The 13,663-nt window shown below is 66.1% G+C and carries 14 protein-coding genes; 10 read left to right on the forward strand and 4 right to left on the reverse strand.

The window, feature by feature from the left end; all coding sequences use genetic code 11:
- The first annotated feature begins 47 nt into the window (after positions 1–47).
- The 5 genes from ABD017_RS04090 to ABD017_RS04110 all read left to right on the forward strand — a co-directional run bounded on the left by ABD017_RS04090 (position 48) and on the right by ABD017_RS04110 (position 3,468).
- A complete protein-coding gene (locus ABD017_RS04090; RefSeq protein ID WP_343880399.1) occupies positions 48–431 on the forward strand; it encodes a GtrA family protein in 384 nt (127 codons plus the stop codon).
- A gap of 101 nt (positions 432–532) precedes the next feature.
- Positions 533–733: a hypothetical protein gene (locus ABD017_RS04095; RefSeq protein ID WP_343880401.1), complete on the forward strand. Its 201-nt coding sequence runs from the start codon at positions 533–535 to the stop codon at positions 731–733.
- A gap of 212 nt (positions 734–945) precedes the next feature.
- The gene (gene bla, locus ABD017_RS04100) at positions 946–1,818 is read left to right on the forward strand and encodes a class A beta-lactamase (RefSeq protein ID WP_343880403.1); all 873 of its coding nucleotides are present in this window, start codon (positions 946–948) and stop codon (positions 1,816–1,818) included.
- Between the two features lie 173 nt (positions 1,819–1,991).
- On the forward strand, positions 1,992–2,522 hold the full coding sequence (locus tag ABD017_RS04105; protein WP_343880405.1) for a cysteine hydrolase family protein: 531 nt from the start codon (positions 1,992–1,994) through the stop codon (positions 2,520–2,522).
- Positions 2,470–3,468 (forward strand): GlxA family transcriptional regulator, encoded by a 999-nt coding sequence (locus ABD017_RS04110; RefSeq protein ID WP_343880407.1) that lies wholly within the window; start codon positions 2,470–2,472, stop codon positions 3,466–3,468. The genes ABD017_RS04105 and ABD017_RS04110 overlap by 53 nt, the downstream gene beginning before the upstream one ends.
- 61 nt (positions 3,469–3,529) lie before the next feature.
- Here the strand turns inward: ABD017_RS04110 and ABD017_RS04115 are convergent, their stop codons facing one another.
- From ABD017_RS04115 to ABD017_RS04130, 4 genes are all read right to left on the reverse strand, one after another.
- Entirely contained in the window at positions 3,530–4,528 is a 999-nt protein-coding gene (locus ABD017_RS04115) for an NAD(P)H-quinone oxidoreductase (protein WP_343880658.1), read from the reverse strand.
- A 223-nt stretch (positions 4,529–4,751) separates the two neighbouring features.
- Positions 4,752–5,957 (reverse strand): acetyl-CoA C-acyltransferase, encoded by a 1,206-nt coding sequence (locus ABD017_RS04120; RefSeq protein ID WP_343880409.1) that lies wholly within the window; start codon positions 5,955–5,957, stop codon positions 4,752–4,754.
- Between the two features lie 150 nt (positions 5,958–6,107).
- Positions 6,108–8,504: a 3-hydroxyacyl-CoA dehydrogenase/enoyl-CoA hydratase family protein gene (locus ABD017_RS04125; protein ID WP_343880411.1), complete on the reverse strand. Its 2,397-nt coding sequence runs from the start codon at positions 8,502–8,504 to the stop codon at positions 6,108–6,110.
- A gap of 61 nt (positions 8,505–8,565) precedes the next feature.
- Positions 8,566–9,180 carry a TetR/AcrR family transcriptional regulator gene (locus ABD017_RS04130; protein ID WP_343880413.1) on the reverse strand — a complete coding sequence of 205 codons (615 nt, stop codon included), beginning with the start codon at positions 9,178–9,180 and terminating at the stop codon, positions 8,566–8,568.
- A 238-nt stretch (positions 9,181–9,418) separates the two neighbouring features.
- On the opposite strand from ABD017_RS04130, the gene ndk reads away from it, so the two are divergent.
- From ndk to ABD017_RS04155, 5 genes are all read left to right on the forward strand, one after another.
- Positions 9,419–9,844, forward strand: a complete 426-nt coding sequence (gene ndk / locus ABD017_RS04135) for a nucleoside-diphosphate kinase (protein ID WP_343880415.1) — start codon at positions 9,419–9,421, stop codon at positions 9,842–9,844.
- Between the two features lie 131 nt (positions 9,845–9,975).
- A complete protein-coding gene (gene rlmN / locus ABD017_RS04140) occupies positions 9,976–11,106 on the forward strand; it encodes a dual-specificity RNA methyltransferase RlmN (RefSeq protein ID WP_343880417.1) in 1,131 nt (376 codons plus the stop codon).
- The gene (gene pilW, locus ABD017_RS04145) at positions 11,096–11,884 is read left to right on the forward strand and encodes a type IV pilus biogenesis/stability protein PilW (protein ID WP_343880419.1); all 789 of its coding nucleotides are present in this window, start codon (positions 11,096–11,098) and stop codon (positions 11,882–11,884) included. The genes rlmN and pilW overlap by 11 nt, the downstream gene beginning before the upstream one ends.
- Before the next feature lie 2 nt (positions 11,885–11,886).
- Positions 11,887–12,858, forward strand: coding sequence for a helix-turn-helix domain-containing protein (locus ABD017_RS04150; protein WP_425543653.1), 972 nt, complete (start codon positions 11,887–11,889; stop codon positions 12,856–12,858).
- A gap of 153 nt (positions 12,859–13,011) precedes the next feature.
- Positions 13,012–13,662, forward strand: coding sequence for a YfgM family protein (locus tag ABD017_RS04155; RefSeq protein ID WP_343880421.1), 651 nt, complete (start codon positions 13,012–13,014; stop codon positions 13,660–13,662).
- Position 13,663: the final 1 nt, after the last annotated feature.

Raw genomic sequence — 13,663 nt, forward strand, 5'->3', positions numbered from 1 at the left:
GTACGTGAAACTCGGCGGTTGCGCACCGCGATCCGGCGAGGAGTCCGATGAATCTGGCACGACAGGGAGTCAGCTTTTTGCTCGTCGGACTGGGCCTGGTAACCGCCGACTGGGCCGTGTTCGTGGTGCTGACGGCAATCGGCACGCCGGCCGCGATGGCCAATGTCCTGGGGCGCGTGACCGGCGCGCTGTTGGGGTTCTGGGCCAATGGACGCTACACGTTTGGCGCGCCCGGCGCCGCGAGGCTTGGACCCCACCGGTTCCTGCGCTTCCTGGTGGTGTGGCTGCCATTGACCCTGCTCAGCACGGTGCTGGTGACGGTGGTGGCGGCCCGACTCGGCATGCAGATGGCGTGGCTGGCAAAACCGCTTGTCGAAGCAGGCCTTGCGGTGGTCAGCTTCCTGGTTTCACGCCATTGGGTGTATCGGTAACGCGCGCGTGCCTGTCCGATGGGCCCACCATCGCGCGTCGACACCATCATCGCCAGGCGGCGGGCAAGCTGGGGGCCATCAAAGCCACGGAACACGTGCCAATGACAGAAAAACGCGATCCGAACGACCTGGACTATCTCACCTGGGTGGCCGAGGGCAGGGCGGCGATGGTGCCGGCCGACGTCAGCGCCCGATTGCTGGCGGCCGGTCTTCTCGTGCAGACCGGTCGCGATGCGGTCGATCGCCAACGGTTCGAACTGAGCCCGGCCGGCCTGGGCCATATCCGCTCGAGCGACCAGTAGCCAGTCCGCCCCTGCCGGTTCGTGATCGTTGACGGCAATCCGATCCGCCGCCATTCACGCGGAACGCACGGGTCAACGCGACATGCCGCCTGACCTCATGGACCACGGGACCGCCGCTGCGCCGCCCCGGCAATGCCATGCTTTGCGCCGCGAATCGGCGGGCGCTTCAACCACCATGGGCACCTTCGTCACTGCGCTGAAAAGGCCATCCCATGCATCGTCGCGATCTACTGAAGGGCGCCCTGGCGGGCGCGTTTGCACTGTCTCTCCGCCCTGGCCTTGCGTGGACGGCGTCCGTCGACCGGGCTGCCGCGCGCTTCGTTGCGCTCGAACGCAAGCATGGCGGCCGGCTGGGTGTTTCCATCCTCGACACGCAGACCGGCGGCCGTATCCAGCATCGTGCCGACGAGCGCTTCCTGCTGTGCAGCACCTTCAAGTGGCTCGCCGCCGCGGCCGTCCTGGCGCGCGTCGATCGCGGCACCGAACGGCTGGATCGCCGCGTGGTTTTCGGCAAGGACGTGCTGCTGGATTACGCGCCGGTCACCAGCAGGCACGTGGGCGAGCCGGGCATGCGCGTGGCCGAACTTTGCGTTGCGGCGGTGACCTTGAGCGACAACACCGCCGCCAATCTCCTGCTTGCCAGCTTGGGCGGGCCAACCGCGATCACCGCGTTCGCGAAGAGCCTCGGCGATGAAACCACCCGGCTCGACCGCATGGAGCCCGAGCTCAACCTGGGCAGCCCGGGCGACACCCGCGACACCACCACGCCGGACGCGATGCTGGCGGACCTGCATCGCGTTCTGCTGGGCGACACGCTGACCACCTCATCCCGCAACCTGCTGCTCCAGTGGCTGCGCGGGTGCACCACCGGCCTCGACGCGATCCGCGCCGGCCTGCCCGCGGGCTGGGCCGCCGGCGACAAGACCGGCAGCGGCAGCCAGGGCGAGACCAACGACGTGGCCATCCTCTGGCCACCCCGACGCAAGCCGTTGCTGGTCACCGCGTACTACGCCGGCTCCCACGCCGAGCCGGCCGAGCGCAAGGCGGTGCTGGCGGCGGTGGGACGCATCGCGGCCTCGATGTAGCCTTCAACCTTTTCCGCGGGCATGGGGCGATCACGGCTCCGCTCGGCGGGCACTTCGTCCCTGGCCGGATATGTCCGTTCTCGGTCCGGCACGGTGCTCGTTGACTATCGTCCCGCTGCCTAGAGTAACGGCTCCCTCAACGATGGAGCCGTCCCATGTCCGATATCCCCGCCTTGCTGGTCATCGATGTGCAGCAGTCCTTCCTGCAGGCGCCGTACTGGCGTGAGGACGATGTGCCGGTGTTCCGCGAGAACCTGTTGAAGTTGATCGATGCGGCGGTCGCGCGCGGCTGGCCGGTGGTGCGCATCCTGCACCAGGATGGCGATGCGCATTTTTCCGAGGCATCGGGTCTGGTCACGCCCATGGCCTGGGTGCCGGAGACGCACGACGTCGCGTTCCGCAAGCAGGTACACAACGCGTTCACCGGGACGCAGCTGGAAGCCTGGCTGCGTGAGCGTGGCATTGGGCGGCTGATCGTCAGCGGCATCCGCACCGAACAGTGTTGTGAAACCACCGCGCGGGTGGCTTCCGATCTCGGCTTCGCCGTCGATTACGTCACCGAGGCCACGCTGACCTTTCCGATGGTCCACGCCGGCAGCGGCACTCGCTACGATGCGCGGGATATCAAGCAGCGCACGGAACTGGTTCTGGATGGACGCTTTGCCCGCATCCGCACCGTCGATGACGTCCTCGCCGATCACTGAGGTGTGCTTCGTGCTGCCTCCGGAGCTGATCCTGCTGGATCTGGCCGGCGCCGCCGACGCGTTTCGCATTGCCGCGTCCATGGGCCTGCCGGTGCGCCTGCGGCTGGTGGCGCCGGTGGTGGCGGGCGAGGCCGCACCCACGGCGCTGGGCGTGGGCCTGGCTGGCGTCGAGCCGCTGCCGAAGGAGCTGGGCGAGCACGTGCTGATCGTGGTCTGCGGCGCCACCGGCAGTGCGGCGCGGATGTTGTCATCGGCGGCCGGCAAGATGCTGATGGCCTGGTTGCGGCGCCATGTCGGCGGACGGCCGCTGGCCTGCGTCTGTTCCGGCGCGCTGCTGGCCGGCGCCGCCGGCCTGCTCGACGGTCGGCGTTGCACCACACACCACAGCCTGCTCGACGAGCTACGCCGACTGGCACCGGCGGCCGAGGTGCTGGACAGCCGCGTATTCGTGGAAGACGGCAACGTCTGCACCAGCGCCGGCATCACCGCCGGCATCGATCTCGCATTGCATCTGATCGCCAGACTCGGCTCGCCGCGGCTGGCCGTCGCCGTGGCGCGGGAAATGGCCGTCTACATGCGCCGCGCCGCCGGCGAGCCGGCGCTGTCGCCGTGGCTGGAAGGGCGCAACCACATGGACATGGCCATCCATCGCGTGCAGGACGCGCTGCTCAACGCGCCCGCTCAGGACTGGCCGCTGCAGCGCCTGGCCGACATCGGCCACCTCAGCGTGCGCAGCCTCACGCGCCACTTCCGCGAGGCCAGCGGCATGTCGGTCAATCGCTATCACGCACGCCTGCGGGTAGCCCTGGCACGCCAGGCGCTGGCCAATGGCGACAATGTTGAACGCGCGGCGGAACGCGCCGGCCTGGGTTCGGCGCGGCAGCTGCGCCGGTTGTGGGCGGCGCATGCCGACGAATTTCCATCGTCAGTACGCAAGCGCGGTTGATTCTTGGGCAAAAATACCCGAGGCGGAGCGACGCGACGAGCCGGGCTCGTCGGGCCGCGTTTCACCACTCCAGCACGATCTTTCCAATGTGCCCGCTGCTTTCCATCAAGGCATGGGCCTTTGCCGCCTCGTGCGCGGGGAACACCTGGTGGATCACCGGCCGGACCTTTCCCGATTCCAGCAAGGGCCAAACATGCTGGTGCAGTTGCCTGGCCACTGCCGCCTTGAAGGCGATCGGGCGGGCGCGCAGTGTGGAACCGGTAAGGTTGAGGCGCCGTCGCATGATCAGCGAGGCGTCGATGTCGGCACGCTTGCCGCCCAGGGTGGCGATGAACACCAGCCGGCCGTCTTCGGCCAGCAGTTCGAGTTCGCCTGGCACGTAGTCACCGGCGACCATGTCGAGGATCACGTCGACACCGCGGCCGTTGGTATGCCTGTGGATTTCCTCGACGAAGTCCTGCTCGCGATAGTTGATGGCGTGGGCACCAAGCTTTTCGCAGGCGGCACATTTCTCGGCGTTTCCGGCCGTGGCGAATACGGGATGGCCAAGTGCATGGGCCAACTGGATGGCGGTGACGCCTATGCCGCTGGAGCCGCCTTGCACCAGCAGGGATTCCGGCTTGCCATCGGCCCCTGTGCCGAGGCGGCCGCGATCGAACACGTTGCTCCACACGGTGAAGTAATTTTCCGGCAACGCTACTGCTTCCAGCGGGGTGAAGCCGCTGGGCACCGGCAGGCATTGCTGCAGTGGCGCCACGGCGTACTCGGCGTAGCCGCCACCGGTCAGCAGGGCGCAGACCATAGCGCCATGCCCGAGGCTGAACGGGTTCTCGCCGTCGACGTCGCCCTCGACCAACGCTCCGGCGACTTCCAGCCCGGGAAGCTCAGAGGCTCCGGGCGGTGGCGCGTAATTTCCCTGGCGCTGGAATACGTCGGGCCGATTGACGCCGGACGCCGCCACCTTGATAAGCACTTCCCCCGGCCCTGGCCGAGGGATGGGGCGCTCGGTCAGTTGCAGTACCTCGGCGGGGCCTGGTCGGGTGATCTCGATGGCTCGCATCGTGGCCATGGTGACTCCTTCAGGATGGGACTGGATCGGCTTCGTCAGCGCCACATGAAGCACGGGGACAGGGAAGCGTGAAGCCGGGCGGAGATGCCTTGGGGAAGCCGAAACGGGCGGGTCAGACACCGGCCGAGGCCACACGCAGCGGGCCGGCCAGGAGTGGTGACAAGAACGGCGCCGTAGCGCAACGGCGCCGGATGCCTGTGGGACCCGAGCCTGCTCAGAGCGCCTCGAAAATCCCCGCCGCGCCCATGCCGGTGCCGATGCACATGGTCACCATGCCGTACTTCTGCTTCCTGCGGCGCATGCCGTGCACCAGCGTGGCGATACGAACCGCGCCGGTGGCACCGAGCGGATGGCCCAGCGCGATGGCGCCGCCGAGCGGGTTGACCTTGGCGGGGTCGAGCTTGAGATCGCCCATCACGGCCAGCGCCTGGGCGGCGAAGGCTTCGTTGAGCTCGATCCAGTCGAGCTGGTCCTGGGTGATGCCGGTTTGCGCGAGGGCCTTGGGGATCGCTTCCTTCGGGCCGATGCCCATGACCTCGGGCGGCACGCCAGCGACGGAGAAACCGACGAAGCGCGCGAGCGGTTGCAGGTTGTATTGCTTGATGGCCTTTTCGCTGGCGAGCATCACCGCGCCGGCACCGTCGGACATCTGGCTGGAGTTGCCGGCGGTGACGGTGCCGCCGAACTGGCCGTTGCGGAACACGGTGCGCAGTTTGGCCAGCACTTCGGGCGTGGTGCCGGCGCGAGGGCCTTCGTCCTGGTCGATGATGCGGTTGTCCGTCTTGATGTCGCGGCTGGCCAGGTCCGGGTAGTGGTCGTCGAGCTGGAACGGGGTGATCTCGTCCTTGAACTCGCCGGCGGCCTGGGCGGCGAGGGCGCGGCGGTGGCTTTCGACGGAGAACGCGTCCTGCTGCTCGCGGCTGACTTTCCACTGCTTGGCCACGTTCTCGGCGGTGATGCCCATGCCGTAGGCGATGCCGATGTTCTCGTCCTGGAAGATCGCCGGGTTCATGGCGATCTTGTGGCCCATCATCGGCACCATGCTCATGCTCTCGGTGCCGCCGGCGAGCATCAGGTCGTCCAGGCCCAGGCGGATGCGGTCGGCGGCCATTGCCACCGACTGCAGGCCGGAGGAGCAGAAACGATTGACGGTGACGCCGGGCACGGTGTGCGGCAGGCCGGCCAGCAACAGGCCGATGCGCGCCACGTTCATGCCTTGCTCGGCCTCGGGCATGGCGCAGCCGATGATGACGTCACCGATCTGGTGCGGGTCGATGCCGGGGGCCTGCGCCATCACGGCGCGGATCACGTGGGCGAGCATGTCGTCGGGGCGGGTGTTCTTGAACACGCCGCGCGGCGCCTTGCCGACCGGGGTGCGGGTGGCGGCGACGATGTAGGCGTCTTGCACTTGTTTGGTCATGGTTCTTGCTCCGTGGCGTCGCGCATGCAGCAGCGACGGCTTTGGTTTTTGATCGTCATGCCAGCGAAAGCTGGCATCCAGTGTCTTGACGTCGTGTCTCGAGGCGCTGGATCCCAGCTTTTGCTGGGATGACGGCGTGGAGGGGTCTGGTCAATTCCTGAGCGGCTTGCCGGTGGTCATCGTGTGCGCAATACGGGCTTGGGTCTTTTCGGTTTTCGCCAGCTCCACGAAGTGCTTGCGCTCCAGTGCCAGCAGCCATTCCTCGTCCACCGTCGAGCCGCGTTCGATCACGCCGCCGCACAAGGTGTCGGCGATGCGCGAGGCGATGTCGACGTCGTGCTCGGAGGCGAAATAGCCGGCCTGCAGGTTGGCCAGTTGCGCCTTGAAGGTGGCGGTGCCGACGTCGCCGGCCACGGTGACATGGGCGGGCAGCGGCGGGCGGTAGCCGGCCTCGGCCAGCGACAGCGCGACCTTCTTGGCGACGTACAGCAGTTCGTAGGCGTTGAACACGACCACGTCGCTGTCGCGCAGCAGGCCCATGTTCTTCGCCTCGATGGCGCTGGGCGAAACCTTGGCCATCGCCACGGTCTCGAACACCTTCTTCAGTTCCTCGAACGGGTCGGCCGGGTTGGCCCTGGACGCGCGCACGGCCAGTTCATGCAGGCCACCACCGGCGGGCAGCAGGCCGACGCCGGCCTCGACCAGGCCGATGTAGCTTTCCAGTGCGGCGACGGTGCGCGCCGAATGCATCTGGAACTCGCAGCCGCCGCCGAAGGCCATGCCGCGCACGGCGGAAACCACCGGCACCAGCGCGTGCTTGATTGCCATGCTCGTGCGCTGGAAGTTGGCCACCATGTGCTCGAAGGCGTCGAACTTGCCGTCCTTCAGCAGGCCCAGCGCGCCCTTCAGGTCCGCGCCGGCGGAGAACGGTTCGCCGGTCTGCCAGATCACCACGGCCTTGAGCTTTTCCTCGGCCAATTTGATCGCGTGCTGGATGCCGTCGAGCACGTGGTCGTTGACCGTGTTCATCTTGGTCTTGAACGAGATGATGCCGACGCCATCGTCGCCCAGCGTCCACAGGCGGATGCCGTCGTTCTCCCACACGGTGCGGCCGGTGTCGAACTTCTCGCCCAGGATCGGGTCGGGGAACAGCTGGCGCTGGTACACCGGGTGCCGCGAACGCGGCTTGTCGACGTTGGCGCTGGCTGAGTACGAACCGCCCTTGCCGTGCACGCCCTTGCGCCCGTCGGTGACCCAGGCGGGCAGGGGCGCCTCGCTCATCGCCTTGCCTGCCTTGATGTCCTCGTTGATCCACTCGGCCACCTGCTGCCAGCCGGCGGCCTGCCAGGTCTCGAACGGACCGAGCTTCCAGCCGTAGCCCCAGCGGATCGCGAAATCCACGTCGCGCGCGGTGTCGGCGATGTCGGCCAGGTGGTAGGCGCTGTAGTGGAACAGGTCGCGGAAGGTGGCCCACAGGAACTGCGCCTGCGGGTCGCTGGAAGCGCGCAGCTTGCCGAACTTCTCGGCCGGGTCCTTGATGGCGAGGATTGCGGCGACTTCGTCAGACGGCTTCTGCTCGGAGGGGCGGAAGTCCTGCTTGGCCACGTCGAGAACCTGGATCTCCTTGCCGACCTTCTTGTAGAAGCCGCCGCCGGTCTTCTGGCCCAGCGCGCCTTTCTCGATCAGCCCGGTCAGCCACACCGGCGCCTTGAAATAGCGGTGCCAGGGATCGTCGGGCAGGGTGTCGGCCATGGTCTTGATGACGTGGGCCATGGTGTCCAGGCCGACCACGTCGGCGGTGCGGTAGGTGGCGCTCTTGGGACGGCCCACGGCCGGGCCGGTCAGCGCGTCGACGGTGTCGAAGCCGAGCTTGAACTGCTCGGTGTGGTGCATGGTGGCCAGCATCGAGAACACGCCGATGCGGTTGCCGATGAAGTTGGGGGTGTCCTTGGCGATCACCACGCCCTTGCCGACGGTGGTGACCAGGAAGGCTTCGAGTCCGTCCAGCACGTTCCGGTCGGTGAGCCGGGTCGGGATCAGCTCAACCAGGTGCATGTAGCGCGGCGGGTTAAAGAAGTGCACGCCGCAGAAGCGGTGGCGCATTTCCTCCGGCAGTGCCTCGGCCAGGGTGTTGATCGACAGGCCGGAGGTGTTGGAGGCGATGATCGCGGTCTTCGACAGGTGCCCGGCGATCTTCTTGTACAGGTCGAGCTTCCAGTCCATCCGCTCGGCGATGGCCTCGATCACCAGATCGACGTCTTTCAGGTGGTTGAGGTCGTCGTCGTAGTTGGCCGGGATGATCGAGGCGGCCAGCGCCTTGTCGGCCAGCGGGGCGGGCGAGAGCTTGGCCAGGTTGGCGATCGCCTTCTGCGCGATGCCGCTCTTGGGGCCTTCTTTCGCCGGCAGGTCGAACAGCACGGTTTCGACGCCGGCGTTGGTCAGGTGCGCGGCGATCTGCGCGCCCATGACACCGGCGCCCAGCACGGCAGCCTTGCGGATGCGCAGCGTGGAAGACGCCGCGGGGGATTGGCGGGGGGATGTGGTCATTGGCTTCTCCGAAAGTACCGACATGAAATGCCGAGCAGGGTCCTGGCCGACGTACCCCGATCTAGGGATGCGTGAGCCCGGCGACGGCGAAACGAATAAGGTGCTGGATGGTCTGTTCGCGATGCGCGCCTTCGCTGACATCCTGCTTGCGCTGGATCATGCCGAAGCCGGACATGGCGTGGGTCAGCGCGCCGGTAACGAGGTCGATGCGCCAGTACAGCTCCTCCTTGGTCAGATGCGGCAGCAGGCGGGCGAATTCGGCGGTGAACTGGCGCATCACGTGCCCGTAGTTTTCGGACAGGAACTGGCGCAGCGAATCGTCGTGCTCGGCAAACGCGCGCGCCAGCACGCGCATGAACAGCGAGCCGCTGTCCTCGTGGGACAGCTCGAGCGCGGGGCGGATGAATGCGTCCAACGCATCTTCCAGACGGCCGTTGCCGGCTTCCCTGACCTTCGCCAGGGCGGCCAGACGCTGGGCATTGAGCGCGTCCAGGCGGCGCCGGAACACCTGCTCGACGAGCTTTTCCTTCGAGCCGAAGTGGTAATTTACGGCGGCCAGGTTGACGCCAGCGGCCGTCGTCAGCTGACGCAGCGACGCGCCGTCGAAACCGCGCTGGGCAAACAGGACTTCGGCGGCGCCGAGTATGCGTTCCTTGGTCGAGCTTGAGCGATTCACGGGGCTTCCATCCGTCGGTGATGATCAGGCGTTCAAACGATCGTTTGAGCATACGCGGCCCGCTTCACGAACGTCAAACCGAGCAGTCACTTGCAAGCCGCACATGACTTGCGTATGAGCTAGAATCTGTCAGACTTTCCGGGGCTAAACCCACAATCCTTGTCGGGTTTACGTCACCGTCGGCCGTTCCGGCCGACCCTCTTTATCGTTTTTTTATCCGTTACCGGAGCAGACTCGTATGGCGCTGGAGCGCACCCTTTCCATCATCAAACCCGACGCCGTCGCCAAGAACGTCATCGGCCAGATCTACGCCCGTTTCGAAAAGGCCGGCCTCAAGATCGTCGCTGCCAAGATGAAGCAGCTGTCGCGCCAGGAAGCCGAGGGCTTCTACGCCGTCCATCGCGAGCGCCCGTTCTTCAAGGCCCTGGTCGACTTCATGATTTCCGGCCCGGTGGTGATTACCGTGCTGGAAGGCGAGAACGCCGTGCTGGCCCATCGCGACCTGATGGGTGCCACCAACCCGAAGGAAGCGGCGCCGGGCACGATCCGCGCGGATTTCGCCGATTCCATCGACGCCAATGCGGTGCACGGCTCCGATGCGGTGGAAACCGCCAAGGTGGAGGTTGCGTACTTCTTCGCCGCGACGGAAGTCCTGTCCCGGTAACCGGCGCGTTCGCCCGGCGGTACGAAGAAGAGCGGTCATCCGTGGCCGCGCCGTAAAGACAAGTGCGTTCATTCCCGAACGCGAAGAACCCGAAAGCGGCCATCCGTCCGCCCTCGTCACAAGAGTTTTCCTTGGACCAAGTTGCTGCCAGCTCGAAGAAGGTCAATCTGCTCGACTTCGATCGTCGGGGGCTGCGTGATTTCTTCACGCAGATCGGCGAGAAGCCGTACCGCGCCGAGCAGGTGATGAAATGGATCTACCACGACCTGGAAGACAACTTCGAGAACATGACCGACGTGGGCAAGGCGCTGCGCGCCAAGCTCACCGAGGTCTGCACCATCGGCGCGCCGAAGACGCTGTTGAACAAGGTGGCCACCGACGGCACGCACAAGTGGCTGCTGGGCATGGACACCGGCAACGCGATCGAGACGGTCTACATCCCCGAGCCGACGCGGGGCACGTTGTGCGTGTCCTCGCAGATCGGTTGCGCGCTCAATTGCGGTTTCTGCTCCACCGGCGCGCAGGGCTTCAACCGCAACCTCTCCACCGCCGAGATCATCGGCCAGGTCTGGGTGGCGGCGAAACAGCTGGGCAATGTCACCCACCAGAACCGTCGCATCACCAACGTGGTGATGATGGGCATGGGCGAACCGCTGGCCAATTTCGACAACGTGGTCAGGGCGATGCACCTGATGCGCGACGACCTGGGCTTCGGCCTGGCATCCAAGCGCGTGACGCTTTCGACGGCGGGCATGGTGCCGCTGATCGACCAGTTGTCCGATGCCATCGACGTGTCGCTGGCCGTTTCGCTGCATGCGGCCAATGATGACCTGCGCACCGAGCTCATGCCGATCAACAAGCGCTACCCGATCGCCGACCTGCTGGCGGCGTGCCAGCGCTGGATCGCGCGCAAGCCGCGCACTTCGATCACGTTCGAATACACCTTGATGAAGGGCATCAACGACCAGCCCGAGCACGCCCGCCAGTTGATCAAGCTGATGCGCAAGCTGCCCACGTGCAAGGTCAATCTCATCCCCTTCAACCCGTTCCCGGGCACCCAGTACCAGCGCTCGGATGCCAGCGACATCCACGATTTCCAGACGCGGCTGCTCAACGCCGGCGTACTTACCATGCTGCGCCGCACCCGCGGCGACGATATCGACGCTGCGTGCGGCCAGCTGGCGGGGCAGGTGACCGACCGTACCCGGCGCAGCGCCGACATTCGCAAGCGCCAGGATGAGGGGGCATTGCATGCGAGCTGAGCGGATTCTTGCAGCCGGGTTGCTGCTGGCCTTGTCCGGATGCGTCACCACGCATACCGACAGCAGCGCGCTGGGCGCGCACATGCCCAAGACCTCCAAGGCCCAGCAGGCCATCGACGCGGCTCGGGTGCATACCGAACTGGGCCAGCGCTACATGGCCAACGGCGACCTGCAGGAGGCACTCGGCAAACTGACCAAGGCCTTGCAGTTCGACCCCAACTACGCGCCGGCGCATACCGTCATCGCGGTGCTGTACGAGCGCATCAACAAGCTCCCCGAGGCCGAGCAGCACTACCGCAAGGCGGTGGCGCTGGACCCGGCCAAGGGCGCGCCCAACAACAACCTCGGGGCATTCCTCTGCCATACCGGGAGGGGCAGCGAGGCCATCGCATACTTCCACAAGGCGGTGGAGGATCCCTTCTACCAGACCCCCGACGTGGCGCTGACCAATGCCGGGGTGTGCCAGATGCAGATGAGCGATTCGAAGGGCGCGGAACAGAGCTTTCGTGACGCACTCGTGCGCAATCCCAGGAACGCCGAAGCACTATACCAACTGGCAAACTTGCTTTTTTTGCGCAATGATGCCTTTCACGCCCGCGCGTTTCTGCAACGCCGGGAGGGGCTGGGCGCGGTTGACGCCGCGACCTTGAAACTCGGTCACGATATCGAATCTCGTCTGGGCGACCTGGAAGGCGCTCGCACTTACAATCAGCGCCTGCAAAGCCGTTTCCCGGACTCGGAACAGGCGCGTGCTCTGGACAACAACGTCAGCCAATGACCATGCAATCCCATTTCCCTGGCCGGGACGCCAGTGAGTCGATCGTATTTGATGCTCCCCGAGACGCGGAGCCGGCATTTCCAGCACACACCCCGGACGCCAGTTTCGGCACGCTGCTGTGTGCGGCGCGTGAAGCACGCGGGCTCGAAATCGAAGCCTGCGCGCACGCGCTCAAATTGCCGGTGCGGATGCTGCGGCGGCTGGAGTGCGACGATTACCAGGACATCGACTCCAAGGTCTATCTGGCCAGCTACATCGGCAAATACGGCCATCATCTTGGTGTGGACCCGGCACGAATCCAGGCCGAGCTCGATCGCATCAAGCAGACCGAGCCCACCCTGGTCGCCACCGGCGGCATTTCGCATTCGCGCTTCCTGCTGGATCGCTACGCTACCGCCGCCACCTACGTGGTGCTGACCGCCGTCATCGTGGTGCCGATGGTCTGGATGGGCGTGCGCGGCACGCTCAATCGCGATCTCAGCCATCTTGCTCCACTGGATGCGACCCCGGTCGCGCAGGTCGATGCCCCCGATTCCACCGTGAACGACACTGCCCGCGTGCCAAGCCATGTGGCATTGCCGCCCCCGGTGCAGGAGCAACCCCTGCTTGCGTCGATGGCTGCGTTCCCCAACCTCGACAGCAGCGCCGCGTCGAGGGGGCCGTCCGCCGTCAGCGCGCCCGCGGCGATGGAGACGGGCACGGGCGGCCACCGCCTTGTGCTCGACCTCACCGCCGCCAGCTGGGTCGAAGTCACCGACACGGCAGGCGTGCGGCTGGAATACGGCTTGCTGCCTGCAGGCAGCCACAAGGTCTATCAGAGCGACAAGCCGCTCGACGTGCGCATCGGGAACGTTTCCGGCGCCAGCGCCACCATCGACGGACACCCGGTTGGCCTCGATGATTTCCGGCATGCCAATGTCGCGCACTTCAACGTTGAAATCCGCGACGGCAAGGCCACTCCGACCGCCCTGTGATCCACGCGCCCGGCTCCGTCCGGGTGCCACATTTCGGTTATGCTTGCCCATTGCCCGCCTGGTACCGAGCGGTATCGGTGGGCTTTTTGCTTTTATGCCCCGCGCCGGCGTCCGAATGCGCCGGCGGGGCGCGGACTTCCGAAGGATTCTTGCATGGCATTTGACGCATACGACGACTACGAGCAGAGCGAGCTGGTACAGAAGTGGCTGCGTGACAACGGCCTGTCCATCGTCGTGGGTATCGTGATCGGACTGGTCGGTATCTTCGGCTGGCAGCAGTGGCGCAGCCATCAGGCGCGCAACCAGGGCGAAGCGGCGGAAATCTACCAGCAGCTGCAGACCGCGCTGGCTTCCGGCAAGACCGGCGCCGCGGACCAGCTGGTCGACAAGATGATGAAGGATTTCGAGAAATCCTCGTTCACCGTGTTCGCGGTGAGCGATCGCGCGCGGCAGCAGATGGAGGCCAATCAGCTGGACAAGGCCGAAGCCTCGCTGCAATGGGCTGCCAGCCATGCGAGCGACGAGGCGCTCAAGTCGCTGACCGAGCTGCGGATCGCCCGGGTCGAGCTGGCACGCGGCAATGGTGCGGCCACGCTGGCCACGCTCGATCGCATTCCCGCCGGAAGCTACCAGGGCCTGAGCCAGGAACTCCGCGGCGACGCACTGGTCAAGCTTGGGCGTACCGACGAGGCGCGAAAGGCGTATCAAGCCGCGCTGTCGGTGTTGAGCGAGGGGGCCCCGCAGCGCGCCGCCTTACAGATGAAACTCGATGACCTGGCCGCGGCCGGAAAGCAGGGCGCATGAA

This window comes from Rhodanobacter caeni (genome assembly GCF_039523575.1).
Lineage (GTDB): Bacteria > Pseudomonadota > Gammaproteobacteria > Xanthomonadales > Rhodanobacteraceae > Rhodanobacter > Rhodanobacter caeni.